The following is a 24016-nucleotide window of genomic DNA, read 5'->3' as shown; positions in this document are numbered from 1 at the left end:
TGTGTCGCGCTGATGGTGGCTCAGTCGCGGTCGGACCCGTTGCGGGTCAGCTTGTGCTGGGATTGGGAGGCTGTGGCAGTCGATCAGGCATGAAATGGGAGATTGGCAATCTCAAACCATCTGCGCAGTGAAATCAGGAATTTCAGGATCGATCTGGATGATCGGTTGGAGCGGGTGAAGGGAATCGAACCCTCGTATGAAGCTTGGGAAGCTGCCGTTCTACCATTGAACTACACCCGCATCTGCAACCCGTTGATGTGCAACGAGCTGTCGACCCAAGAGCGCGATTCTACAGAGGAAAGCAGGGATTCCTGGCCTCGACGGTGTTCTCGGTATCGCACAGCCGCACCCCTCTGCCCGGTAAGTTGGCGTAGGTTTAGGCGTGGCTTTTTCGATAGAAACTGCACGGAAGCAAACTTGCCTCAAGCAGAGGTGTCTTGAGCGTCCAGCGCGGCGGCGTCTTGTATGGGCCGGGCGCGGCCGACGAACGCCCGATACGACAGCCGCTCCATCTTCCCGTCAACGAGCGTGATCACATGCCCCAGATCGTGGTCGTCCAGGCTGGGGAACGTGTCCGTGACAGCCGGAACATTGAGCGTTCCAGTCCATTTACCGAGGACTCCCACAACGAAGCCGAGATTTCGCGGGCCAGGTATGGCCATGACGCACGATCCCTTCACGGTTTCGCACAAGAAGCGATCAAGAACTACCTGCTTCGCGTCTCCATCAGCCACGGGGCTGAATTCGTCATAGCCGAGTGTCTCGAATCCGGCAAATGTCTCTCGTGGAGTAGAGGGGGTCAGATTCATTGTCGCCCTGAGCTCGTTGTGTCTGACGTGCTGCCTGAACAGGTCGCCATAGATAAATTGACCCGCCGAAAGTGCAACCTTGGCCACGAACTTCAGCCGGGTGTGCCGGTCGATCGTGAACGAAGACTCGAACTGCTGGCCTGCAATTTCTTCCTCGCGCATTACCCGATTTTCTCGGGAGTCCCATACCTTGAATCCGTCAGGAGGAAAAGACACCTGCACTGGTCGCCCATCTTCACTCATCCTGGATTTTTTGAGCACGGGAAATGCCGGGCTCTTGCTGTGTCCGCGGGCGTCGAGATCACGTCGTCTCCCCTTGACCATGAGATCGTTCGCGAGAGCGCCGTCAATCGTGCTTCCTACTTTCGCGTTGAACTCGCGCTGGACGGGGACGATGAAACTGTTCGAGCCACCCAATGACAACGGGATGATGTGTTCTGGCGAGGTTGACGTTTCGTCGATCTCGGCGTCCGTGTATGGACACCAAATTTTCTCGGTTGGCACTGATTGCTCCCATGTTTTCGCCGCGACGCGGATCATAAGGAACAGGGGCGCTTGCTATCAAGCAAGAGCCTCCACAAGCCGGCCCACAAGCCGATCCGCCATCGCCGCATCGGGGTGTATCAAGTCATCGGAAGAGTACGCAACGCCGTCCCACCCGGCATGCGTGCACTTCAGCGCCACAGCAAGCGCCTTGATGTCGTCGTTCGCCCGCTGCCAGCTGTACGCCACGGGCAGCTCCCGATGCGTGATGCCGGTGAACACCACGCGCCGGCCTTCCGCCATCGCGCGCTTCGCCATGAGGCGCATGTACGGCACCGGGTCGCGCCCTCCCGACAGATCGTTCGTCCCGTGTTGAAGGACGACGGTCTGCATGTTGCGAAGGTCATACGCAAACCGGCGCCATGCATTGGCCGCGGTATCACCGGGCTGCGACAGGTCGTTCACCAACACGCCGGCTGCCTGCAGGCGATGCGCGATGCCGTTCGCCATGATGCTGTCGCCGTAGAGCAGCAGGCCCGGCACGAGAAAGCCATTCGGCCTGGCCGAGGGCATGAGGGCGGCGCGGATCAGGTCGAAAGGCGTCAAGAGAAGTACTCCAGTTTCATCGCTTTGCATGCGCCTGCGTTGCGACGGATCGGGCAGCGATATCGCCGAGCTTGCCACCGATGCTGTGTGCGTCATCGGGGCTCTTTTTTCATCGGATATGCTGCGCGGCGCAACGTAAATTTTCGAGCTTTGGAGCGAATCGATGGAAGAAGTGAAGATCCTGCAAATCATGCCTGCCGAGGGCTGGGTGGCTGTCTACGACGGCGGTGAAGACGGCGAGATGGAAGAACCCCTGGCATGCTTTGCATTGGTTCAGGTCGACTATAAAAACGGCGACGGCCCGCAGACGGAAGTCCGCGGCATGGCGCCTGATGAAAAGCTGATGGCGTTCGTGGAAGACGCGACGAATTTCGTGACGGTTCGCCGCGCGGAAGAAGACACGGACGAAGGCGAGTCGGACAGCGACTCCGACGACTGAGCGCCCCGCCAGTCCCGTTGAATCGGCCCCCTCGTTGAAGCGGGGCCGAAACCCACCCCCGCATGACCACCAACCCGACCCAGCCCCTCGACGACCGTCAACGTGTTTTCGAGGTGCAGGTGTCGGTGCTGCTGCGCAGCTTCCCGTTCGCGCTGGCGGGGTCGGTCATCTCGGCTTGCGTGGTGGCCTACGTGATGCTCGCGGTGGTTCCGAAGACGCAGGTGGTGGTCTGGCTGTGCGCCTCCGTGGTGGTCGCGGCCTTCAGGCTGGTCGCCATGCTGCACTACCACCGCATCAGCCATCGCCCCGGCGCCGGCGAGCGGTGGTTGCGGCAGATGGTGGCCGGCAACCTGGCGTCGGGCATGCTGTGGGGGCTGCCGTTCGCGTACTGGACGTTCTTCGTTCCGCTCGAGTACCAGCTGTTCTTCATCGTGGTTCTGTTCGGCCTCGGCACGGGCGCGATCTACTCGAACTACATGGTGCTGCCGGCGGTGTATGCGTTCCTGGTGCCGACCTTCGCACCGACCTTCATCGCGCTCGCGGTCCAGCCGTCGGCAGTGAATGTGGCGCTGGTCGCGAGCGGCATTGCCTACCTCGTGGCGACGGTGGCGTTCATCCATCGCATGAACAGGACGCACCTGAATGCGCTGCAGCTGGGCTATGAAAATCTCGCGCTGCTGCAGCAGGTGCGCCTCGAAAAAGAAGCCGCCGAGCGCAGCGATCTGGAGAAGTCGCGCTTTCTCGCGGCCGCCAGCCACGACCTGCGGCAGCCGGTGCATGCGATGAGCCTTTTTCTCGGGCTGCTCGCGAACGAGCGCGTGTCGGTGCACGGCCGCTACCTGGTCGAGAACATCACCAAGGCCAGCGCGGCGATGGGGCATCTGTTCGATGCGCTGCTCAACATTTCGCGGCTCGACGCGGGGGTGATTCATCCGCGTCTGCAGAACTTTGCGCTCGACCGTTTGCTGGACCAGATGCGCACGGAGTACACACCGCAGGCCCAGCAGAAAGGGCTCGCGCTGAAGGTGCGCGGCTGCAAGGCACTGGTTCACTCGGACCCGATGCTGCTGGAACGCATCCTGCGCAACCTGGTCAGCAATGCCATCGCGCACACGCGCAGCGGTCGCGTGCTGATCGGCTGCCGCGCACGCGGCGGCAGTGTCCGCATCGAGGTGTGGGACACGGGCCCCGGCATTCCGCCGCACGAGCACGAGCGCATCTTCTGGGAGTTCCATCAGCTGCAGAACCCCGAGCGCGACCGCAGCAAGGGCCTGGGGCTGGGCCTGGCCATCGTGCGGCGCACGGCGGCGCTGCTGGGGCATGCGCTGGCGATGCGCTCCGTCGAGGGGCGCGGCACGGCCTTTCTGTTGAGTGTCGAAGCGAAGCGGGCATCGGCTGTGGAACCGCCGGTCGAGGCAGGGGCGTTCGGTGGTGGAAGTGGTGGTGCCGCTGCTGCAGACACCATCAGCTTGCAGCTTCTCGATGCAAGGCCGAGCAAGGGGCAGTTGATATTGGTGGTCGACGACGACGCGCAGAACCGCGAAGGCCTGCAGCTGCTGCTCGAAAGCTGGGGCCATCGCGTGGTTGCCGCCGCGGGTGTGGACGAACTGGTCGCATTGATTGCCGACGTGCCGGGCAAGCCGAACCTGATCGTGAGCGACTATCGGCTGCGAGAGCACGAGACGGGCATCGAAGCCATCGACCGCGTGCACGAGGAATACAACGACGACGGCATTCCCGCGCTGCTGGTCAGTGGCGACACCGATCCGGCGCGCCTGATCGAAGCCGCGGCACGTTCGATCCCGGTGCTGCACAAGCCGGTTGAAGTCGATGCATTGCGAAGCTGGGTCGAGAAGCTTCTGGTCGCGGGCACCACGCCCGGCAACAGCAAGGGCTGAGCGACTTTCGGGAACGTGAGCCGGATGCTTGCCGGTTCATGTCGTTCGCGTTGTTCCTATTTTTCGCGACCGCGCATCGCGCATCCATCCCCAGTTCCTGTGATGTGCAACGGGAGCCGAAGCCGCTCCAATAGCGCCCGCACACGGTCATCGAGTGGCTGTGGCAGCGGTTCCCCTCGCATCAGATTTTTCAGTGACCGAGATCGGACCTCGGCACGCATTGGCGTGCCGCCGAGGAACTGCGCTCCCGAAAAATCGACGAGGAAAAGAACCATGAACCGAAGAGAGTTTTCGCTGACCGCAATCGGTGCGGCGGTATTGGCTGGATGTGGTGGTGGCGGGGGTGGAGGCGGCGGTGGTTTTCCGTTTCCGCCTGTGGCGGGAAGTCCGCCTCCGGCACCACCGGCACCACCGGCGCCTCCGGTCGAACCGCCCGTGGTCATCCCGCCCGCGCCGCCGAATCCACCGCTCGGGCCAGAGCTTGCAACGCCTTCGTCCCTGCCGGTCTCGACGATCTTTGCGCAGTCCATCGTGAACAACGACGGCGACAAACGAAGCGTGGGCCCCGGGCAGGCCAACTTCTGGGACCTGACCCCGGCCTTCGGCATCGGGGACGGATGGAACGGCCAGTTCGCGGAAGCGTGGACGCTGGGCGTGACTGTGGGGCGCAGAACGCGCGAGTTCAATGGCGACCAGACCTTCGCCGAACTGACGCCGCTCGGCCCCGAGATGACCGAAGCCGACGGCCTGAAGGTCGTGACCTTGTCGACCGAGGCTCCGTTCCAGGCCAACGACACCTCGGCCTTCCTGCATGCCGTGCCGGACGCGCGCCTTCAACAGAAGATCGACCTGACCGGCGCCGTGAGCCCTGTGCGCCTGTTCTGGAACGGGATGTGGGGCACCTTCCGGGGCAACTTCAGCGATGAGGAGGCGTACATGCGGGTCGTGCTGCTCGATACGAACGGCGCCGTGCTGCAGACGCTGTTCAATGTCGACCGTGACGGCAATCGCATGGGGCGGTGGGCCTCTGCCCGGCTGGATGCGTATGTGGGCCAGCAGGTCGTGCTGTCGTTCGAGCAGCGCGCTTTCGGCCAGGGCGCCTACATCGACGACGTGACGGCGAGCGATTCGTCGCCGCGCTCCAGGGAGCTCGTCGTCAACGGCGACTTCAGCGCGGGCTTCGACGGCTGGACGGTGGTCCGCCCGAAAGTCGCGCAGAACATCCGCTCCGGCTTGCGTGACGTGAACGGGCTCGATGTGCAGCGCACTTTCTATGCGCAGCCCAACCTGCTGTGGGCGCGGCTGACGGACACCTTTCACAACCGAGGCGCGTCGCCGGTCACCGCCACGGTGACGTACACCAGCTTTCTCGGCTCGTACGGCGCCGGGATCATCTATCCGCTGCCGGGCGTGGACGTGGGCGTGGGCGCGACGCCAGGCGGGCTGGCCGTGTGGGACGGGATGGCCGCGGACCTCGGCACCGGCCGTGTCGCGGGGCGCGATGCAGGCTTTGTCTTCGGCGCGGCAAGTTCCGTCGACTACCTGTCCGCCACCGCGCTGCAAACCGTGGGCGGAAGCAACCGGGTGCAGGTCACGTTCGAGATCACCGTGCCGGCCGGCGGCACGGTCACGCTGGCCAACTTCCTGATTCTCACGGGGACGAACACCGGGCTCACCGCCACCGACGCCGCGGCCAGGGCCACCGAGGTGGACACGCAGGCCGCGGACATCGTCAAGAACTTCCGCACCAATTTTGTCTACCAGCGTGGGCTGACGCAGGCGCAGCTCGATACCCTGAAAAATTTCTGAAAGTGATGCGCAAACGCCACGGGGCGGGCGCATTTTCGAGGCTCTTCAAAAAAGTTCTGCACGCTGCCTGTTTCGCAGGCACCGCGTTGCAGGCCACGCCAGGCAAGGCTTTCGCGCACTGCGCACACGGTTTTCCACAGCGTTGTCCCCATCGGCAAGGGACAACGCGTCGCAAACGTGTGCTAGACGAAAAAAGGCACGAATCAAAGTGAAAGGGTAGGGCGCCGGCCGACAGACTCGGGGTGGCACGCGGGAGGAATATCGCGCTACCGCACTGTTGCGGGAAGGAGCGTGAAATGACGTTCGACTTCTTGTTTCGACCGAGCCATGCGGCCTATCTGAGGCGCGCATCGGCGCTGCTGGAAGAGGCACAGATGGCGCGCATCGAGCACCAGGCTGCCGCGGAGCACCACAGTGCGCTGGCCCGGATGTATTCGGAGCGCGTGCGGCGTCTGGAAAACGAGCTCTACCGCCAGCCGCGCGCCACGGAACACGGCCCCGCGGACGGCGTCGCGGACGAGCGGCCGCAGCTCTATTCGCTGGACTCGAGCCGCAAGCCGGGCCTGACGTCCGCGCCGTAGGTTCCGCCGTCTAGAGCCAGTTCATTCCATCGACGAGGCGCAGCACTTCGCCTTCGCGCTCGATGAAGAAGTCGGCATGGGTCGCGGGGCGGAACGTCGCTCGCTGGCTGCCCGCCGGCAGGGCCGCGAACAGGCGATCGGCGTCGGTGGGGCGCACGCGAAGAAAGAGCTCGACCACATCGCTTGCCGCCTTTTCCGTCTCCGGGTCGGGGTTGGGGCCGAGCCACGGGAACATGTCGCGCCAGTCTCCGGGCAATGCGGTCACTACCAGCGCGGGGGCGCGCAGCGGCTTGTAGTCGGGCGAGAAGGCATGGCCTGCGTCGGACATGGCCTTGAGCACCGTGAAGGGCGTACCGCGCTGCACGCTGCCATCGGGCTGCACGTCGAGCTTGTCGAGCAGGTCGGCCTCCAGGGGCGCCGACCAGTTCCTGCTGGTGCGCTTGAAGAACGCAATGGCGGCGGCGACCGAGGCCAGGTCCGCGTCGGTAGGGTCGGGCTCGGCCAGCAGCGGGTTGTCGGGTTCGTCGGGCGGCGCGGTGGTGTAGTCGAACGTGGTGTCCAGGTAGATCAGGCCGCGCACGCGGTCCGGGTATCGCCCGGCAAAGCGCGTGACCTGGTTGCCCGCGATCGAGTGGCCGCCGAGCACGATGCGGCCGACGTTCAGTGCCTGGAGCACTTCGTGCACGTCGTTGACCAGCGTGTCGGTGTCGTAGCTGTGGCTGGCATCGGGAAGCGGCTTGTCGGACCGGCCGAAGCCGCGGCAGCTGATGGCGATGGCGCGCCCGCGCTTCGCCAGCGCCGGCCCCAAGCTGTTGAAGTGCGACGCCGTGGCACCCAGGCCGGGCAGCAGCACGAAGGTGGTGCCGCCAAGGCGGTCCGACTGCCAGTCGCGCACCTGCAGCGAAACGCCGGGCGCCACCTGGATGCGCCGGTCGGTGGTCTTTACCGTGGCGGGCGGCAGGGGCAGCCAGGGGTTGCCGCCGCCGCCATCGCCGCCGCCACCGCAGCTGGCGAGAAGAAGGCCGGCGGGCAATGCGGCCGCGGCGCGCAGCAGGTGCCGGCGTTGGGCCGAGGGGAATGTGGGTGAAGAAAACAAGGGTGATGCTCCGTCGAAAAAAGTGAGGCTGCGCACCGATGGCGGGTGCGTGTCCTGACGGTATGCGCGGGGCTCGCCCGCGGCCTGAAGGCGAAGTGAAGGGGTGCTGAAGCACACCTTGGCCCGATGACGATGCACGCTCGGAGCAGGCAAAAAAATACCCGCCGAAGCGGGTTCGAGGAGCCCATGTGGGCGCTCTAAGTACGAACAGAGAGCTCTTCTTTTATGCGGCCCTGTTGCGTGACAGCAAAGCGATGGTCGGGGCAGCGCCGCCCCGCCGCTGTCAGTCAGAAATAGACATTCGCCGTAGGACACTTGTAAAAGTGTGAACAAGTTGGCATTTTTATGAGCCCCGGGGCGTGCCTTTCCAGGTCGGCGCGCTCGAAGTGTCGGTGCTGTCTGACACGTGCCCGCTCCGTGAAGCCCTAGATTTTGTGGGCTCGCTTTGAAGTGCGGGTTCTCTGTGTGTGACAGCACCCAGGAGATTCAACCCAGCCTAGTGCTGGGTTTTTTTTGCCTGCTCGGCTGTGCGTTTGTGTGCCTGACGCGTCAGCGCAGGAACACGTGCTGCATGAACTGCTTGATCGGGTACTGGATGACCGTCTGCACCCGGGCCGGCAGTTCCAAGGGACGCATCAGCATCTTCAGCGTCGTGCCGGCGCTCAGGTTGGTGCGGATGGTGCTGTTCATGCGCGCGCTCAGCTGCTGCACGTAGGCCGCGTCGTCCACGCGCTCCGGCGCACGGGCCTTCACCACGTGGCGGATGGCGCAGTCGGCGTCTTCGCTCTTCAGCTCCAGCGTGCGCCGCCCGATGGTGCCGAACACCCGCAGGCGGCTCAGTTTTTCCTGCGCGCGGTAGCGGCGAAAGAAGCGGTAGAAGTGCTTGTAGTGGTTGACCTCGTCGGTCGCGATGCGGCTCGCCAGGTCGTGCAGCACCGGCTCGGTGGTGCTGCGGGCCATGGCGCGGTAGTAGGTGGCGGTGCCGGTCTCGACCACGCAGCGCGCGGTCATTTCCAGGGCGCGGGTGGGGGCCAGCAGCTCGACCTTGCAGTAGGTCGCGTATTCCTCCAGGAAGCCCTGGTAGGCGGTGTCCCATTCGAATTCGGGCCACACGTGGCGAACGTAGGCGCGCAGGGCCTTGCCGTGCTGCAGTTCCTCGGGCTCCCAGTAGTTCGAGAGCCAGTCGGTGACCTCGTTGTCGCCGCGGAAAAAATCCACCAGGTTGTGGGTGTACAGGTCCGATCCGCTTTCGATGAAAGAGGCGGAGGTCACCAGGTAGAAAAGATTCTCGTCCGGGCGCACCTTGTCGAGTGCAATGCGCGAGAAATCAAGATCCTCGATCTTCCAGTGTTCGGCCTCTTGACCTGCCATTCGGACTCCTTGATTCATGTCGTGCATATGAATAGGACGAAGCCGACCGTCTTTGGTTCGACCGTATCGCTTCAAGGGCGCATATTAGCCGCGGCGCCCGGATCATGCAGTTTGCCCTTGTCCGGCCCGGGCTCCATAGCCAAACCTATAATCGTTTGTTCAAGCAAATCAAGCAGTTAGGCCGGTTCGCCGCAGTGGGTTCGACGAGAAGGTCGCCATCGCTGGGCCGCCCTCGACAGAAGACGAATCCAAAGATGAGCCAGCCCACATTCACGGTCGCGGACATCCGCAAGACCTTTCTCGATTTCTTCGCCTCCAAGGGCCACACGGTCGTGCCGTCCAGTTCGCTGGTGCCGGGCAACGACCCCACGCTCATGTTCACCAACTCGGGCATGGTCCAGTTCAAGGACGTGTTCCTGGGCGAAGACAAGCGCCCCTACGTGCGCGCCGCCTCGGTCCAGGCCTGCCTGCGCGCCGGCGGCAAGCACAACGACCTCGAGAACGTGGGCTACACCGCCCGCCACCACACCTTCTTCGAGATGCTGGGCAACTGGAGCTTCGGCGACTACTTCAAGCGCGAATCGCTCACCTGGGCTTTCGAGCTGCTGACCAAGGTCTACAAGCTGCCGGCCGAGAAGCTCTGGGCCACCGTCTACATCGAGGACGACGAGGCCTACGACATCTGGACCAAGGAAATCGGCCTGCCGCCCGAGCGCGTCGTGCGCATCGGCGACAACAAGGGCGGCCGCTACATGTCCGACAACTTCTGGATGATGGCCGACACGGGCCCCTGCGGCCCATGCTCCGAAATCTTCTACGACCACGGCCCCCAGATTCCGGGTGGCCCGCCCGGCTCGCCCGACGAAGACGGCGACCGCTACATCGAGATCTGGAACAACGTGTTCATGCAGTTCGACATGCAGCCCGACGGCTCGGTCAAGAAACTGCCCGCACCCTGCGTCGACACCGGCATGGGCCTGGAGCGCCTGGCCGCCATCCTGCAGCACGTGCATAGCAACTACGAAATCGACATCTTCGACGCGCTCATCAAGGCCGCGGCCCGCGAGACCGGCGAAAAAGACCTGGGCAACAACTCGCTGCGCGTGATTGCCGACCACATCCGCGCCACCTCGTTCCTGGTGGCCGACGGCGTCATTCCCTCGAACGAAGGCCGCGGCTACGTGCAGCGCCGCATCATTCGCCGCGCCATCCGCCATGGCTACAAGCTGGGCCAGAAGAAGCCGTTCTTCCACAAGCTGGTGCCCGACCTCGTCAAGCTGATGGGTGATGCGTACCCCAAGCTGGTGGCCGATGAAAAGCGCATCACCGATACGCTCAAGGTTGAAGAAGAACGCTTCTTCGAGACGCTGGCCAACGGCATGGAAAACGTTGAAGGCAATCTCGAACTTGAGCGGTTACTTTGTGAGGCATATCGGCGCGAGATCGGTTGCGATGACAAGAGAGTTATTCGAATAACCCTGGAAGATGCTCATCTTGAATGGCTGCTAGCAGATGGGCCGCTCGACCCGAAGCGAGTGCAATTGCTTCCATTTCCCCAGAGTCGACAAGATGTTGGTTTTACTTCGCACAGGCCAGCGGTCGCTGTATTAGCCCCAGATGTGGATGTTCCACTGGCGGTATTTGAAGCGAACGGAATTAAGGTTCACCGAGTCAAGGACGACTGGAGGAAGCTGCCCGGGGAAGTCGCCTTCAAGCTACACGACACCTATGGTTTCCCGCTCGATCTGACGCAGGACGTCTGCCGCGAGCGCGGCGTGAGCGTCGATGAAGCCGGCTTCAACGTCGCCATGGAAAAGCAGAAGGCGGCGGGCCGCGCGGGCGGCAAGTTCAAGATGGACCGCAACGTCGAATACACCGGCGCGGGCAACATCTTCACCGGCTACGACCACCTCGAAGAAAGCGCCAAGGTTGTCGCGCTGTACCTCGAAGGCACGGCCGTGCAGGAGCTGAAGGAAGGCCAGAGCGGCATCGTGGTGCTCGACACCACGCCGTTCTATGCCGAGAGCGGCGGCCAGGTCGGCGACCAGGGCGTGCTGGCTGCCGAAGGCGTGCAGTTCGGCGTCGAAGACACGCTGAAGATCAAGGCCGACGTGTTCGGCCACCACGGCACGCAGACGCAGGGCACGCTCAAGGTCGGCGACGCGGTCAAGGCCGCGGTCGACGGCGAGCGCCGCGCCGCCACCATGCGCAACCACTCGGTCACCCACCTGATGCACAAGGCCCTGCGCGAAGTGCTCGGCGACCACGTGCAGCAGAAGGGCTCGCTGGTCGATGCCGACAAGACCCGCTTCGACTTTGCGCACAACGCCGCCGTCACGCACGACCAGATCCTCGAGATCGAAAAGCGCGTCAACGCCGAAGTGCTGGCCAACGTGGCCACGCAGGCCCGCGTGATGGACATGGAATCGGCCCAGAAGACCGGCGCCATGATGCTGTTCGGCGAGAAATACGGCGAGACCGTGCGCGTGCTCGACATCGGCACCAGCCGCGAGCTGTGCGGCGGCACGCACGTCGGCCGCACCGGCGACATCGGCCTGTTCAAGATCGTCAGCGAAGGCGGCGTGGCCGCCGGCGTGCGCCGCATCGAAGCCGTCACGGGCGCCAATGCACTGTCGTACCTGCAAGACCTCGAAGCCACCGTGCACAGCGTGGCCGCCACGCTCAAGTCGCCCACCGCCGAGCTGCAGGGCCGGCTCACGCAGGTGCTGGAGCAGGTGAGGGCGCTCGAGCGCGAAGTGGGCGCGCTCAAGGGCAAGCTCGCATCGTCCAAGGGCGACGAGCTGCTGGCGCAGGCCATCGACGTCAACGGCATCAAGGTGCTCGCGGCCAAGCTCGACGGCGCCGACGCCAAGACGCTGCGCGACACCATGGACAAGCTGAAGGACAAGCTCAAGACCGCCGTGATCGTGCTGGCCGCCGCCGATGGCGACAAGGTGCAGATCGCGGCCGGCGTCACCGCCGACAGCACGGGCAAGGTCAAGGCCGGCGAGCTGGTCAACTTCGTGGCCCAGCAGGTCGGTGGCAAGGGCGGCGGCAAGGCCGACATGGCCATGGCCGGCGGCACCGATGCAGCGGGCATTCCGGCCGCGCTGAAGTCGGTGCAGGCCTGGGTTGCCGAACGCACCTGACCGGCCGACGACCACCGGCCACGGCACTCATCGCCATCACGCACATCGCGCACTTCATGCCCGACGCTATCCCCGGTGAAGTGCTTGTGATGGGTGCCGGCACCATCGGCTGCTTTATCGGAGGCAGCCTCGCGGCAGCCGGTGTGCCCGTGACTTTCGTCGGCCGTCCGCGCGTGCTGGAAAAGCTCGCACGGCACGGCCTGACCCTCACCGACATCGACGGCGGCAAGCACAAGCTGCCGGCCGCCGGGCTGCGCCTGTGCGAGCAGGTGCCGGTCGGTGCCCGGCCCGCGCTGGTGCTGCTGTGCGTGAAGAGCGGCGCCACCGCCGAGGCCGCGGGCGAACTGGCCTTTGCGCTGCCCGCGGGCACCACGGTGGTGTCGCTGCAGAACGGCATCTCGAACTGCGCGGTGGCTTCGCAGGCCGGCCCCTCGCTGCAGGTGCTGCCCGGCATGGTGCCGTACAACGTGGCCGAGATCGATGCCGGCGCCTTCCATCGCGGCACGCCCGGCCGCCTGGCTGCCGGCGACGATGCCGCGCTGCGGCCCTGGCTGCCCGTGTTCGAGCGCGCCGGCGTGCCGCTCGACCTGCATGCCGACCTGCTGTCGGTGCAGTGGGGCAAGCTGCTGCTGAACCTCAACAACCCCGTCAATGCGCTCTCGGGCCTGCCGCTGCGCGAAGAGCTGATGCAGCGCGGCTACCGGCGCTGCTTTGCGTCGCTCATCGACGAAGCGCTGGGCGTGCTTGCTGTGGCGGGCATCGCGCCGGCCCAGGTGGCCGCCGTTCCGGCGCAGCGCCTGTCGGGCCTGCTGCGGCTGCCCGACTGGCTGTTTCGCATCGTCGCGGCGCGCATGCTGCGCATCGATGCCAAGGCCCGCTCCAGCATGGCCGACGACCTGGCGCTGGGCCGCCGCACCGAGATCGATGCGCTCTGCGGCGAAGTGGTGCGGCTGGCGCAAGAGCATGGCCTGAGCGCACCGCGCAATGCGCGCATGGTCGCCTTGCTCGATGCCTGGCCGCAACGGCCGCAGCGCTGGCCGGCACGGCAATTGCAGGATTCACTGGGCCTGTAGCGCCCAGCCTGTACCCTCGGAGCGTCGCGGCTTTCAAAGGGTTGTTCTCATGCAGGTCCTGATTCTCGGCAGCGGTGTCATCGGCACCTCGGTGGCGTACTACCTGGCACGCGCCGGGCACGAGGTGACGGTGCTGGAGCGCCAGCCGGCGCCCGCGCTCGAAACCAGCTTCGGCAACGCCGGCGAGGTTTCGCCGGGCTACTCGGCGCCATGGGCCGGGCCCGGCGTGCCGGTCAAGGCCATCAAGTGGATGCTGATGCAGCACAGCCCGCTGGTCATCAAGCCCATGCTCGACCCCGCCATGTGGCACTGGGGCCTGTCGATGCTGCGCAACTGCACGCAGGCGCGCTACGAGACCAACAAGGGCCGCATGGTGCGGCTGGCCGAATACAGCCGCGATTGCCTGAAGGCCCTGCGCGCCGACACCGGCATCCGATACGACGAGCGCATGCAGGGCACGCTGCAGCTGTTCCGCACGCAGCAGCAGCTCGACGGCACCGCAAAAGACGTCGAGGTGCTCAAGGCTTCCGGCGTGCCTTACCAGGTGCTCGACCGCGAAGGCTGCGTGCCCTACGAACCCGCGCTCGCGACGGTCAAAGAGAAGTTCGTCGGCGGCCTGCGCCTGCCCGGCGACGAGACCGGCGACTGCTTCAAGTTCACGCAGGCACTGGCCAGGCTCGCGGAGGCCCACGGCGTGAAGTTCAGGTTCGGCGTCAACATCCAGGCCATCGAGCACAACGCCGGCCAAGGCGTGACGGCGGTGCGCACCGATGCCGGCCACTTCACCGCCGACCGCTACGTGGTCGCGCTCGGCAGCTACTCGCCCGCGCTGGTCAGGCCGCTGGGCATCCGCCTGCCGGTGTACCCGGTCAAGGGCTTCTCGATCACCGTGCCCATCACCGATGCGCGCGGCGCGCCCGAATCCACGGTGATGGACGAGACCTTCAAGGTGGCCGTCACGCGGCTGGGCGACCGCATTCGCGTGGGCGGCACCGCGCAGCTTTCGGGCTTCGACCTGAAGCTCGACGCGGGCCGCCGCGACACGCTCGAGCACGTCGTGACCGACCTCTTTCCGAAGGGCGGCAACGTGCGCGATGCATCGTTCTGGACCGGCCTGCGCCCCATGACGCCCGACGGCACGCCGGTCATCGGCGCCACGCGCATTCCCAACCTGATGCTGAGCACCGGCCACGGCACCCTGGGCTGGACCATGGCCGCGGGCACCGGCCGCGTGATGGCCGACCTGGTCGCGGGCAGGTCACCCGACATCGACATGGAAGGCCTGACCGTGGCGCGCTACGGCGGCTGAGTCTTTCCCCTCCACAGCAGCAGGCCTCAGAGCAGGGCGGTCCGAAAGGGCCGCCCTGTTTTCGTTGGGTTGCAACTCTCAGGGTTTTTACCTAGTCATGAAATTGTCTTCATCGGTATTCTTCGTGGCGTTCCATTAATAAATCGTTGTTTCTTTAGTGAAACAAAACACCGACACCACGGACCCGATGAAACACACACGCCGCCATGCCATCGCCGCCGCCACTGCCCTGGCCGCCGCTTGCGCCACCGGACTTGCCTGGGCAGACAACTACCCGAGCAAGCCGATCACGCTGGTCGTCGCCTATCCGGCCGGCGGCGACACCGACGCGCTGGCGCGGCTGTTCGCCGAGAAGCTCTCGGCGCGCGTCGGCCAGCCCGTGGTGGTCGACAATCGGCCCGGTGCCAGCGGCATCATCGGCAGCGCCTACGTGTCGAAGGCGGCGCCCGATGGCTACACGCTGCTGCTCGCGCCCAGCACCTTCTCCATCGCGCAGCTGGTGCTGAAGACCAACGGCGCCTCGGGCTACGACGTGCTCAACGGCTTCACGCCCATCGTGCAGACCGGCAGCCAGCCGCTGTTCCTGGTGGCGAGCGGCGCGAGTGGCTTCAGCAGCCTGAAAGACGCCGTTGCCGCCGCGAAGGGCGCCAACAAGTCGCTCTCGTATGCGAGCCCTGGCAGCGGCTCGCCGATGCACATCCTGGGCGAAATGTTCGCCCGCTCGGCCGGCGCCAACCTGGCCCACGTGCCGTACAAGGGCGTGGCGCCCGCCGTCAACGACGTGCTGGGCGGCCATGTGCCGGTGACCTTCATCACGCTCGGCCCGGCGGCGCCGTACTTCGCCAACGGCAAGCTGCTGCCGCTGGCCGTGGCCTCGCGCGAGCGCTCGCCGCTCGCACCCAAGGTGCCGACGCTCGCCGAGCTGGGCTACAAGGACGTAGAGGTGGTGGCCTGGAACGGCCTCTGGGGTCCGCGCAACCTGCCGCCCGAGATCGTGAAGACACTCAACGGCCACTTCAACGACATCCTGAAGATGCCCGACATCGTGTCGCGCATGGCCGTGCTCGGCACTGCGCCGGTGGGCGGCGACGCCGACGTGCTGGGCAAGACCAACGCCGCGGACTTCGCGCGCTTCGGCAAGGTCATCAAGGAACTCGGCATCCAGGCCGACTGAACGAGCGCTCTCATGTCCGAACCCAAAGCCATTCCCGATCCGTCGAGCCTGCAGGCACTGCTGGCCGAACTGCCCGCCAACCTGCTGGCGGGCCGCCGCGTTCTCGTGACCGGCGGTGCGCGCGGCCTGGGCCTTGCGTTCGCGCAGTGCATTGCCGCGGCGGGCGCCAGCGTGGTGCTGGCCGACATCCTCGGCGAGCTGGCCGCAACCGAAGCCAGGGCGCTGCGCGTGGCGGGCCATACCGCCCACGCGCTCTCCGTCGACCTGTCGAACCCGGCGTCCATCGACGCCTGCGCCGCCGAAGCGATCCGCCTGCTCGGCGGGCTCGACGGCCTCGTCAACAACGCCGCCATTACCAACTCGGGCGGCCGCGACGCGCACCAGCTCGACATCGACATGTGGGACCGCGTGATGAACGTCAACGTGCGCGGCACCTGGCTCATGGGCCGCGCCTGCCGGCCCGCGCTGGCGGCCAGCGGCCGTGGCGCCGTCGTCAACCTGGCTTCGGACACCGCGCTGTGGGGCGCGCCCAACCTGCTGGCGTACGCATCGAGCAAGGGCGCCGTCATTTCGATGACGCGCTCGCTGGCGCGCGAATGGGGCGGCGACAACATCACCGTCAACGCCGTGGCGCCGGGCCTCACGCTGGTCGAGGCCACCGAGTACGTGCCCATGGCGCGCCACCAGAAGTACCTCGAAGGCCGCGCCATTCCGCGCGAGCAGCAGGCGGCCGACGTGTGCGGCGCCACGCTGTATTTGCTTTCCGGCCTCGCGCGCTTCGTGACGGGCCAGCTGCTGGCCGTCAACGGCGGCTTCGCGATGCACTGAATTTTTCCGACGAAGGAGTAAACACTATGAGCGATTTGTCCGAACAACAGAAGATCAACGATGCCGCCGCCACCACGCTGGCGCAGCCCGAAGGCAGCAGCCTTGCCGAGTGGATGAACACCCGCATCGCGCGCTACGAAACCCGCAAGTACGACTGGGACGCGCTGAAGTTTCAGGCCGACTTCGACCCCAAGTTCCGCCGTGCGCAGATGCGCTACGTGGGCACCGGCGGCACCGGCGTCGCGAAAGACGTCAACACCGTGGCCGCCGAGCACTTCACCTTCTCGACCATGGTCATTCCTGCCGGCCACGAAGGCCCGCCGCACCTGCACACCGATGTGGAAGAAGTGTTCTTCCTGATCCGCGGCAAGCTCAAGGTCGTGATCGAGAAAGACGGCGAGCGCTTCGAAACCATCATGACCGACCGCGACCTGATCTCGGTGCCGCCCGGCGTGTACCGCGAAGAGATCAACATCGGCGACGAAGACGCGCTGATGTGCGTGATGCTCGGCGCGAAGAAGCCGGTGACGCCGACGTATCCGGCCGATCACCCGCTTGCCAAGATCAAGCGCTGAGCCCGGCATGAGCGACGCCATGGCCACCGACGCACAGACGCTGCCCGCTTCCGAGCTGGCACTGCTCGACGCCCGCTTTCCCGCCCGCACGGTGCAGGTCGGCGGCGGCACGGCGGTGTCGGTGCGTGAGCACGGCGCAGGCCCGGCCATCGTGTGCCTGCATGGCATCGGCTCCGGCGCGGCCTCGTGGCTCCACGTCGCGTTGCTGCTCGCACCGCAGGCCCGCGTCATCGCATGGGATGCGCCGGGCTACGGCGAGTCGACGCCGCTCGCACCCGCCGCGCCTACTGCCGCGGACTATGCCGAGCGGCTGAAAGGCCTGCTCGATGCGCTCGACGTGCAGTCCTGCGTCCTGGTCGGCCATTCGCTCGGCGCGCTTACCGCCGCTTGCGCCGCGCGCAACGGCTCGGCCCTGGCTTCGCGCATCCGCCGCCTCGTGCTCATCAGCCCCGCCGCCGGCTACGGCGCACCGTCGCGTGCCGAAGCCCGCGCCAGGGTGCGCGCCGAACGCCTTGCCACGCTCGACCAACTCGGCATCGCCGGCATGGCCGCGAAGCGCTCGGGCCGCCTGGTGTCCGAATCCGCCAGCGAACTCGCGCGCCAATGGGTGCGCTGGAACATGGCGCGGCTGAACGACGGCGGCTACCGCCAGGCCGTCGAACTGCTGTGCCACGGCGACCTCTTGGCCGACCTGCCGCCCGCCATGCCGGTGCACGTGGCCTGTGGCACGCTCGATGCCGTCACCACGCCCGATGCCTGCGCCGAAGTCGCGCGCCAGTGCGGGGTGGCGCTCGAACCCATCGAGGGTGCGGGACACGCCAGCTACGTGGAGCGGCCGCAAGCCGTTTCCGCATTGCTGCGCGAAGCACTCGCCGCCTGACGGGCACCCCGGAACAACCAACGAAACAACCAACGACCATGGCCAACGACAACGAAGTGATGGAAGAGGGCGCCGACCGCTACAACGTGCCCGCGCTCGAGCGCGGCCTGCGCGTGCTGTGCGAGTTCAGCCGCGAAAGCCGCACCCTTTCCGCGCCCGAGCTGGCGCGCCGCTTCGACCTGCCGCGCTCCACAGTGTTCCGCCTGCTCACCACGCTGGAGAACATGGGTTTTCTCGAACGCGCGGAAGGCGGGCGAGACTACCGCCTGGGCCTCGCGGTGCTGCGCCTGGGCTTCGAATACCTGGCGTCGCTGGAGCTCACGCAGCTCGGCACGCCGCTGCTCAACCGCCTGTGCGACGAGCTGCGCACGCCCTGCAACCTGGTCGTGCGCGATGGCCGCTCCATCGTCTACGTGGCCAAGGTTGCGCCGCCCACGCCCTTCGCCAGCTCGGTCACCGTGGGCACGCGCCTGCCGGCCCACGCCACGGTGCTGGGCCGCGTGCTGCTCGAAGACCTCACGCTGCCGCAACTGCGCGCGCTCTACCCCGAAGACAAGCTCGAGACCTTCTCGCCGAGCACGCCCAAGACCGTGAACGAACTCTTCGACATGGTGCAGGCCGACCGCTCGCGCGGCTATGTGCTGGGCGAAGGTTTTTTCGAATCGAACATCTCCAGCATTGCCGCGCCGGTGCGCGACCACAGCGGCCATATCGTGGCGGCGCTGGGCGCCACCATCACCTCGGACCACATCGAGGAAAGCCGCATGGACGAGATGGTGCTGCGCGTGCGCAGCGTGGCCGACGAAATCTCGGGCCTCTTGAACTACTCGCCCTCGCGCGCCAACAAAGTGGTGCCGCTTCGCAGCGCCTGAATGCCATGACGATGCAGGCAGCAACCTCCTTCTTTGCAGCGGACGCCCTGGCGGGCCGCGTGGCCGTGGTCACGGGCGGCTCGTCGGGCATCGGCCTGGCGACCGTCGAGCTGCTGCTCGGCTGCGGTGCCGCCGTGGCGCTGTGCGGCCGCAATGCCGAGCGGCTCGACCGCGCGGTGGCCGGCCTGCGCGAGCAGTTCCCCCACGCGAAGCTCTTCGCGCAGCCATGCGACGTGCTCGACGCTGCTTCGGTCAGGGCCTTTGCGGCGGCCAGCGAAGCCGCGCTCGGCGCGGCCTCGATGCTCGTCAACAACGCAGGCCAAGGCCGCGTCTCCACCTTCGCGAACACCGACGATGCCGCCTGGACCGAAGAGCTGAACCTGAAGTTCTTCTCCGTCATCAACCCCACGCGAGCCTTCCTGCCGCAGCTGGCCGCACAGCGCGCGGTGCTGGGCGACGCCGCCATCGTCTGCGCCAACTCGCTGCTGGCGCGCCAGCCCGAGCCGCACATGGTTGCCACGTCGGCCGCGCGCGCCGGCCTGTTGAATCTCGTGCGGTCGATGGCCACCGAATTCGCGCCGCAGGGCGTGCGCGTCAACGGCATCCTGATTGGCCTGGTCGAGTCGGGCCAGTGGCGCCGCCGCTTCGAGGCGCGCGAAGACAAGTCGCTCGACTGGCCTGCCTGGAGCGGCCAGCTCGCGCAGAACAAACACATCCCGCTGGGTCGCCTGGGGCTTCCGACAGAAGCCGCGCGCGCGATCCTTTTCCTCGCTTCGCCCCTCGCGTCCTACACGACGGGCAGTCACATCGATATCTCCGGAGGCCTGTCGCGCCATGCTTGAGCCCACCCCCAGCCTTGCCCACTTCGTGTGGCTTCTGCACCCCCTCAAGGGGACAACACCAGCGGCCCGGCAAAGCCGGTTCCGCGGTGTTTCCCGCCTTGGCCGCGCCGGTATCCACGCGTGCGCCATCCAATCACGTTCCAGGGAAATCTGAGATGAAAAACAACCAAGTCACGGTCGGCGCAGTCGTCGCGGCCTTTCTCGAACAGTGCGGCGTCAAGGCGGCCTTCGGCGTGATCTCGATCCACAACATGCCGATCCTCGATGCCTTCGCGCAGCGCGGCGCGATCCGCTTCGTGCCGGCGCGCGGCGAGGCCGGGGCCGGCAACATGGCCGATGCCTATGCACGCTCCACCGCCAGCCTCGGCGTGTGCCTCACGAGCACCGGCCCGGCGGCCGGCAACATCGCGGGCAGCATGGTCGAGGCACTGACGGCCGGCGCGCCGCTGCTGCACATCACGGGGCAGATCGAGACGCCGTATCTGGACAAGGGCATGTCGTACATCCACGAGGCGCCCGACCAGCTCACCATGCTCAAGGCGGTGTCGAAGGCGGCCCTGCGCGTGCGCAGCGTCGAGACGGTGCTCGGCACGCTCAAGCGCGCGGTGCAGCTGGCGCTGACGGCACCGACCGGACCGGTCAGCGTGGAGATTCCGATCGACATCCAGTCGGCGCTCACCACGATGCCGGCCGACCTGTCGCCGCTGCCCATCGAGCGGCCCGTGCCTTCGGCCGCATCGCTCGACGCACTGGCCGCGCGGCTGGCAACCGCCAAGCGCCCGATGCTGTGGGTCGGCGGTGGCGCACGCCATGCAGGCGCAGCCATCCAGCGGCTGCAGGCGCTGGGCTTCGGCGTGGTCACGACCACCCAGGGCCGCGGCACGGTGCCTGAAGACGATGCCGGCTCGCTCGGCTCGTACAACATCCACAAGCCCGTCGAGGCGCTGTACCAGCGCTGCGACGCGATGCTGGTGGTCGGCTCGCGGCTGCGCGGCAACGAAACGCTCAAGTACGAACTCAAGCTGCCGCGCCCGCTGCTGCGCATCGACGCCGACGCGGCCGCCGAAGGCCGTGGCTACAGCACCGACCTGTTCGTCTGCGGCGATTCCGCGCTGGCCCTCGAAGGCCTGGCCGACCGCCTCGAAGCCGCGAAGTACAAGGCCGACCCGGCCCTGCTCACCGAGCTGCGCGCCGCGCACGAGCAGGCCGTCGCATCGCTGACGGATGGCCTCGGCCCGTACGCCGCGCTGGTGAAGGAGCTGCAGGCCGCGGCCGGCCGCAACTTCAACTGGGTGCGCGACGTCACCGTGTCGAACAGCACCTGGGGCAACCGCGAGCTGCGCATCTTCGCGCCCAGCGCCGGCGTGCACGCCACGGGCGGCGGCATCGGGCAGGGCATGCCCATGGCCATCGGCGCGGCTGTCGGCGCGGCCGAAACGGGCTCGGGCCGCAAGACCTTCTGCCTGGCCGGCGACGGCGGCTTCATCCTGAACCTGGGCGAGCTCGCGACCGCCGTTCAGGAGAAGGCCGACATGGTCATCGTGCTCATGAACGACAAGGGCTACGGCGTCATCAAGAACATCCAGGACGCGCAGTACGGTGGCCGCCGCTGCTATGCCGACCTGCACACGCCCGACTACGCGATGCTGTGCGCGTCACTCGCCTTGCCGCACGCCCGCGTGCAGCGCATGGACGAGCTGAAGGCAAAGCTCGGCGAGGCGCTGGCCAAACCCGGCCCGTTCCTGCTCGAGATCGACATGCTGTCCATCGGCGATTTCAAGAGCGCCTTCGCGGGCCCGCCGACCAACACCGTGACCCAGATTCCCGCACTCGGCAAGGCTGCCGCGTCGGTGGAGTGAAGGGCATGACCGTGTTGCGCGTTGCACTCATCGGCTGCGGTGCCATCGGCACCTCGGTGCTCGAACTGCTGAAGGGCGACAGTGCCCTGGCGGTTGCGGCCGTCGTCGTGCCTGAAGACGGCATGGCCGCGGCACGCAAGGCCGTGCCCGGCATGCAGGTGTGCAGCAGCGTGCCCGCCACCGGCATCGACCTGGTGCTCGAAACCGCCGGCCACGCGGCCATCGAAGAACACGTGCTGCCGGCGCTTGCACGCGGCACGCCCTGCATCGTCGCTTCCGTGGGCGCGCTGTCGGCCACCGGCCTTGCTGAAAAGCTCGAAGCCGCCGCAACGTCGGGCCGCACGCAGGTACAGCTGATCGCCGGTGCCATCGGTGCCATCGACGCGCTGGCCGCCGCCCGCATCGGTGGCCTCGACAGCGTGCGCTACACCGGGCGCAAGCCGCCGCAGGCCTGGAAGGGCACGCCGGCCGAGCAGGGCCGCGACCTCGATGCGCTGACGCACGAAACCGTGATCTTCGAAGGCAGCGCGCGCGAAGCGGCCTTGCTGTACCCGAAGAACGCCAACGTCGCGGCCACCGTCTCGCTCGCCGGGCTGGGGCTCGACCAGACGCTGGTGCGGCTGATTGCCGACCCGGCCACCGCAGAGAACGTGCACACCGTCGAAGCCGAAGGCGCCTTCGGCAGCTTCGCGCTGACCATGCGCAACAAGCCGCTCGCGGCCAACCCCAAGACCTCCGCGCTCACCGTCTACAGCGCCGTGCGCGCCTTGCGAAACAGGGCCGCGGCCTTGGCCATCTGAGCATCCGGGCTTCATCATCATGATTTCATCCGAACTTCTTCCGATCTGCATTGCCGGCGAATGGCGCCTGGGTGGCGGCGACGTGTACGAAAGCCTGTACCCCGCCACGGGCGAGCCCATCGCGCGCCTGAAGGCCGCGAGCCTCGCCGACGTCGAAGAGGCCATCACCCGCGCCGACCACGCATTCCGCACCAGCGGCTGGGCTCAGCGCCTGCCGCACGAGCGCGCGGCCGTGCTGCACCGCGTGGCCCAGTTGATCCGCGAAGAAGCCGAGTCGCTCGCGCAGAAGCAGCGCCTGGACAACGGCAAGCCCATCAGCGAAACCCGCAACCTCGTGGCCAGCGCCGCCGGCACCTTCCAGTTCTTCGCGGCTGCGCTGGAAACGCTGGAAGAAACCATCACCCCTTCGCGCGGCGCCTTCGTCACGATGAGCGTGCACGAGCCCATGGGCGTGGTCGCCGCCATCACGCCGTGGAACTCGCCGATTGCCAGCGAAGCGCAAAAGCTCGCCCCCGCGCTGGCGGCCGGCAATGCGGTCGTCGTCAAGCCCGCCGAAGTCACGCCGCTGATGGCGCTGGAACTGGCGCGCATCTGCGAGAAGGCCGGCGTGCCCAGGGGCATCGTCAGCGTGTTGCCCGGCAAGGGCTCGGTCATCGGCGATGCCATCACCAAGCACCCGCTGGTCAAGCGCGTGTCGTTCACCGGCGGCACCACCACCGGCAAGCACATCGCCCACATCGCGGCCGACAAGATGATGCCGGTATCGCTGGAGCTGGGCGGCAAATCGCCGACCATGGTGCTCGACGACGCGGACCTCGACCATGCGGTGAGCGGCGTGCTGTACGGCATCTTCAGTTCATCCGGCGAGTCGTGCATCGCGGGCTCGCGGTTGTTCGTGGCCCGCAGCATCTACGACGAATTCCTGACGCGGCTGGCCGAGGGCGCCAACGCATTGCGCGTGGGCGACCCGGCGTCGGAGCGCACGCAGATGGGCCCGCTGATCACGGCAAAGCACCGCGAGGGCATCGAGCGATACGTAGACCTGGGCGTGTCGGAAGGCGGACGCATCCGCACCGGTGGCGTGCGCCCTCACGGCCCCGGCTACGACAGCGGTTATTTCTACAAGCCGACGATCATCGAAGGCCTGGACAACAGCGCACGCATCAGCCAGGAAGAGATCTTCGGTCCGGTGCTGGTGGCGATGCCGTTCGACGACGAAGAGTCCTTGATCGCACAGGCCAACGACAGCGTCTACGCATTGGCGGCGGGCGTGTGGAGCCGCGACTTCAAGCGCGCCTGGAAGCTGGGCCGAGCGGTGCAGGCGGGGACGGTATGGGTCAACACCTACAAGCAGTTCTCTGTGTCGACGCCGTTCGGTGGTTGGCGCGACAGCGGACTGGGCCGTGAGAAGGGCCGCGAAGGGATCTTCCAGTACATGGAGCAGAAGAGCATGTACTGGGGCACGAACGAACAGCCTCTGCCTTGGGCGCTGGGATGACGTCTGCTCTCGTTGCTTGTCGTGTTGTGCGTTTTGGGCGCTGCCTTCAGGGCGACGCCCGCGCC

19 protein-coding genes, 1 tRNA gene and 2 pseudogenes are annotated in these 24016 nt (G+C 66.5%); 17 read left to right on the top strand and 5 right to left on the bottom strand.

Annotation, left to right across the window (positions count from 1 at the left end; genetic code table 11):
- Positions 1–166: 166 nt before the first annotated feature.
- The 3 genes from DBV14_RS26715 to DBV14_RS26705 form a co-directional block, all read right to left on the bottom strand.
- Positions 167–240: transfer RNA gene (locus tag DBV14_RS26715), tRNA-Gly, on the bottom strand.
- A gap of 182 nt (positions 241–422) precedes the next feature.
- Positions 423–1349, bottom strand: coding sequence for an HNH endonuclease (locus DBV14_RS26710; protein WP_124463843.1), 927 nt, complete (start codon positions 1347–1349; stop codon positions 423–425).
- Positions 1350–1370: 21 nt separating this feature from the next.
- Complete coding sequence (locus DBV14_RS26705; protein WP_124463841.1) at positions 1371–1898, bottom strand: SGNH/GDSL hydrolase family protein; 528 nt, start codon at positions 1896–1898, stop codon at positions 1371–1373.
- 163 nt (positions 1899–2061) lie between these two features.
- On the opposite strand from DBV14_RS26705, the gene DBV14_RS26700 reads away from it, so the two are divergent.
- The 4 genes from DBV14_RS26700 to DBV14_RS26685 all read left to right on the top strand — a co-directional run bounded on the left by DBV14_RS26700 (position 2062) and on the right by DBV14_RS26685 (position 6625).
- Positions 2062–2337 (top strand): hypothetical protein, encoded by a 276-nt coding sequence (locus DBV14_RS26700; protein WP_124463839.1) that lies wholly within the window; start codon positions 2062–2064, stop codon positions 2335–2337.
- 62 nt (positions 2338–2399) lie between these two features.
- On the top strand, positions 2400–4235 hold the full coding sequence (locus tag DBV14_RS26695) for a hybrid sensor histidine kinase/response regulator (RefSeq protein ID WP_124463837.1): 1836 nt from the start codon (positions 2400–2402) through the stop codon (positions 4233–4235).
- A gap of 435 nt (positions 4236–4670) precedes the next feature.
- On the top strand, positions 4671–6044 hold the full coding sequence (locus DBV14_RS26690; RefSeq protein WP_185546135.1) for a hypothetical protein: 1374 nt from the start codon (positions 4671–4673) through the stop codon (positions 6042–6044).
- Between the two features lie 296 nt (positions 6045–6340).
- Positions 6341–6625: a hypothetical protein gene (locus DBV14_RS26685; RefSeq protein ID WP_124463833.1), complete on the top strand. Its 285-nt coding sequence runs from the start codon at positions 6341–6343 to the stop codon at positions 6623–6625.
- A gap of 10 nt (positions 6626–6635) precedes the next feature.
- On the opposite strand, the gene DBV14_RS26680 is transcribed toward DBV14_RS26685, so the two are convergent.
- Together DBV14_RS26680 and DBV14_RS26675 are read right to left on the bottom strand one after the other, a co-directional pair.
- Complete coding sequence (locus tag DBV14_RS26680; RefSeq protein WP_185546134.1) at positions 6636–7721, bottom strand: alpha/beta fold hydrolase; 1086 nt, start codon at positions 7719–7721, stop codon at positions 6636–6638.
- Between the two features lie 549 nt (positions 7722–8270).
- A complete protein-coding gene (locus DBV14_RS26675; RefSeq protein ID WP_124463830.1) occupies positions 8271–9092 on the bottom strand; it encodes a ferritin-like domain-containing protein in 822 nt (273 codons plus the stop codon).
- A 254-nt stretch (positions 9093–9346) separates the two neighbouring features.
- Between DBV14_RS26675 and alaS (DBV14_RS34180) the strand changes: the two are divergent.
- The 13 genes and pseudogenes from alaS (DBV14_RS34180) to DBV14_RS26615 form a co-directional block, all read left to right on the top strand.
- Positions 9347–10486, top strand: a pseudogene (gene alaS, locus DBV14_RS34180) (alanine--tRNA ligase); the annotation flags it as partial.
- Positions 10487–10783: 297 nt separating this feature from the next.
- Positions 10784–12241 (top strand): annotated as a pseudogene (gene alaS, locus DBV14_RS34175) (alanine--tRNA ligase); the annotation flags it as partial.
- A 56-nt stretch (positions 12242–12297) separates the two neighbouring features.
- A complete protein-coding gene (locus DBV14_RS26665) occupies positions 12298–13314 on the top strand; it encodes a 2-dehydropantoate 2-reductase (RefSeq protein WP_124463826.1) in 1017 nt (338 codons plus the stop codon).
- Between the two features lie 49 nt (positions 13315–13363).
- Complete coding sequence (locus tag DBV14_RS26660) at positions 13364–14623, top strand: D-amino acid dehydrogenase (RefSeq protein WP_124463825.1); 1260 nt, start codon at positions 13364–13366, stop codon at positions 14621–14623.
- Positions 14624–14810: 187 nt separating this feature from the next.
- The gene (locus tag DBV14_RS26655; RefSeq protein ID WP_124463824.1) at positions 14811–15797 is read left to right on the top strand and encodes a tripartite tricarboxylate transporter substrate binding protein; all 987 of its coding nucleotides are present in this window, start codon (positions 14811–14813) and stop codon (positions 15795–15797) included.
- Between the two features lie 12 nt (positions 15798–15809).
- On the top strand, positions 15810–16625 hold the full coding sequence (locus tag DBV14_RS26650) for an SDR family oxidoreductase (RefSeq protein WP_124463822.1): 816 nt from the start codon (positions 15810–15812) through the stop codon (positions 16623–16625).
- 26 nt (positions 16626–16651) lie between these two features.
- A complete protein-coding gene (locus DBV14_RS26645; RefSeq protein WP_124463820.1) occupies positions 16652–17200 on the top strand; it encodes a cupin domain-containing protein in 549 nt (182 codons plus the stop codon).
- A 7-nt stretch (positions 17201–17207) separates the two neighbouring features.
- Complete coding sequence (locus tag DBV14_RS26640) at positions 17208–18080, top strand: alpha/beta fold hydrolase (protein ID WP_124463818.1); 873 nt, start codon at positions 17208–17210, stop codon at positions 18078–18080.
- A gap of 38 nt (positions 18081–18118) precedes the next feature.
- Complete coding sequence (locus tag DBV14_RS26635; RefSeq protein ID WP_124463816.1) at positions 18119–18952, top strand: IclR family transcriptional regulator; 834 nt, start codon at positions 18119–18121, stop codon at positions 18950–18952.
- Between the two features lie 5 nt (positions 18953–18957).
- Positions 18958–19794, top strand: a complete 837-nt coding sequence (locus DBV14_RS26630) for an SDR family oxidoreductase (protein WP_221621923.1) — start codon at positions 18958–18960, stop codon at positions 19792–19794.
- A 155-nt stretch (positions 19795–19949) separates the two neighbouring features.
- A complete protein-coding gene (locus tag DBV14_RS26625; protein ID WP_124463812.1) occupies positions 19950–21653 on the top strand; it encodes a thiamine pyrophosphate-binding protein in 1704 nt (567 codons plus the stop codon).
- Positions 21654–21664: 11 nt separating this feature from the next.
- Entirely contained in the window at positions 21665–22453 is a 789-nt protein-coding gene (locus DBV14_RS26620; protein WP_185546137.1) for an aspartate dehydrogenase, read from the top strand.
- Positions 22454–22472: 19 nt separating this feature from the next.
- Positions 22473–23951: an aldehyde dehydrogenase gene (locus tag DBV14_RS26615; RefSeq protein ID WP_124463808.1), complete on the top strand. Its 1479-nt coding sequence runs from the start codon at positions 22473–22475 to the stop codon at positions 23949–23951.
- The last annotated feature ends 65 nt before the right edge of the window (positions 23952–24016 follow it).

Source organism: Variovorax sp. KBW07, from assembly GCF_003852515.1.
In the GTDB taxonomy this organism is placed as follows: domain Bacteria; phylum Pseudomonadota; class Gammaproteobacteria; order Burkholderiales; family Burkholderiaceae_C; genus Variovorax.
Note: the sequence above shows the minus strand (reverse complement) of the source record. Positions and strands in the feature narration are given on the sequence as shown.

Coding starts and splice junctions, on each gene's coding strand:
- DBV14_RS26710 (WP_124463843.1), bottom strand. CDS start 1,349: ATGATCCGCGTCGCGGCGAAAACATGGGAGCAATCAGTGCCAACCGAG.
- DBV14_RS26700 (WP_124463839.1), top strand. CDS start 2,062: ATGGAAGAAGTGAAGATCCTGCAAATCATGCCTGCCGAGGGCTGGGTG.
- DBV14_RS26695 (WP_124463837.1), top strand. CDS start 2,400: ATGACCACCAACCCGACCCAGCCCCTCGACGACCGTCAACGTGTTTTC.
- DBV14_RS26685 (WP_124463833.1), top strand. CDS start 6,341: ATGACGTTCGACTTCTTGTTTCGACCGAGCCATGCGGCCTATCTGAGG.
- DBV14_RS26675 (WP_124463830.1), bottom strand. CDS start 9,092: ATGGCAGGTCAAGAGGCCGAACACTGGAAGATCGAGGATCTTGATTTC.
- DBV14_RS26665 (WP_124463826.1), top strand. CDS start 12,298: ATGCCCGACGCTATCCCCGGTGAAGTGCTTGTGATGGGTGCCGGCACC.
- DBV14_RS26660 (WP_124463825.1), top strand. CDS start 13,364: ATGCAGGTCCTGATTCTCGGCAGCGGTGTCATCGGCACCTCGGTGGCG.
- DBV14_RS26655 (WP_124463824.1), top strand. CDS start 14,811: ATGAAACACACACGCCGCCATGCCATCGCCGCCGCCACTGCCCTGGCC.
- DBV14_RS26650 (WP_124463822.1), top strand. CDS start 15,810: ATGTCCGAACCCAAAGCCATTCCCGATCCGTCGAGCCTGCAGGCACTG.
- DBV14_RS26645 (WP_124463820.1), top strand. CDS start 16,652: ATGAGCGATTTGTCCGAACAACAGAAGATCAACGATGCCGCCGCCACC.
- DBV14_RS26640 (WP_124463818.1), top strand. CDS start 17,208: ATGAGCGACGCCATGGCCACCGACGCACAGACGCTGCCCGCTTCCGAG.
- DBV14_RS26635 (WP_124463816.1), top strand. CDS start 18,119: ATGGCCAACGACAACGAAGTGATGGAAGAGGGCGCCGACCGCTACAAC.
- DBV14_RS26630 (WP_221621923.1), top strand. CDS start 18,958: ATGACGATGCAGGCAGCAACCTCCTTCTTTGCAGCGGACGCCCTGGCG.
- DBV14_RS26625 (WP_124463812.1), top strand. CDS start 19,950: ATGAAAAACAACCAAGTCACGGTCGGCGCAGTCGTCGCGGCCTTTCTC.
- DBV14_RS26615 (WP_124463808.1), top strand. CDS start 22,473: ATGATTTCATCCGAACTTCTTCCGATCTGCATTGCCGGCGAATGGCGC.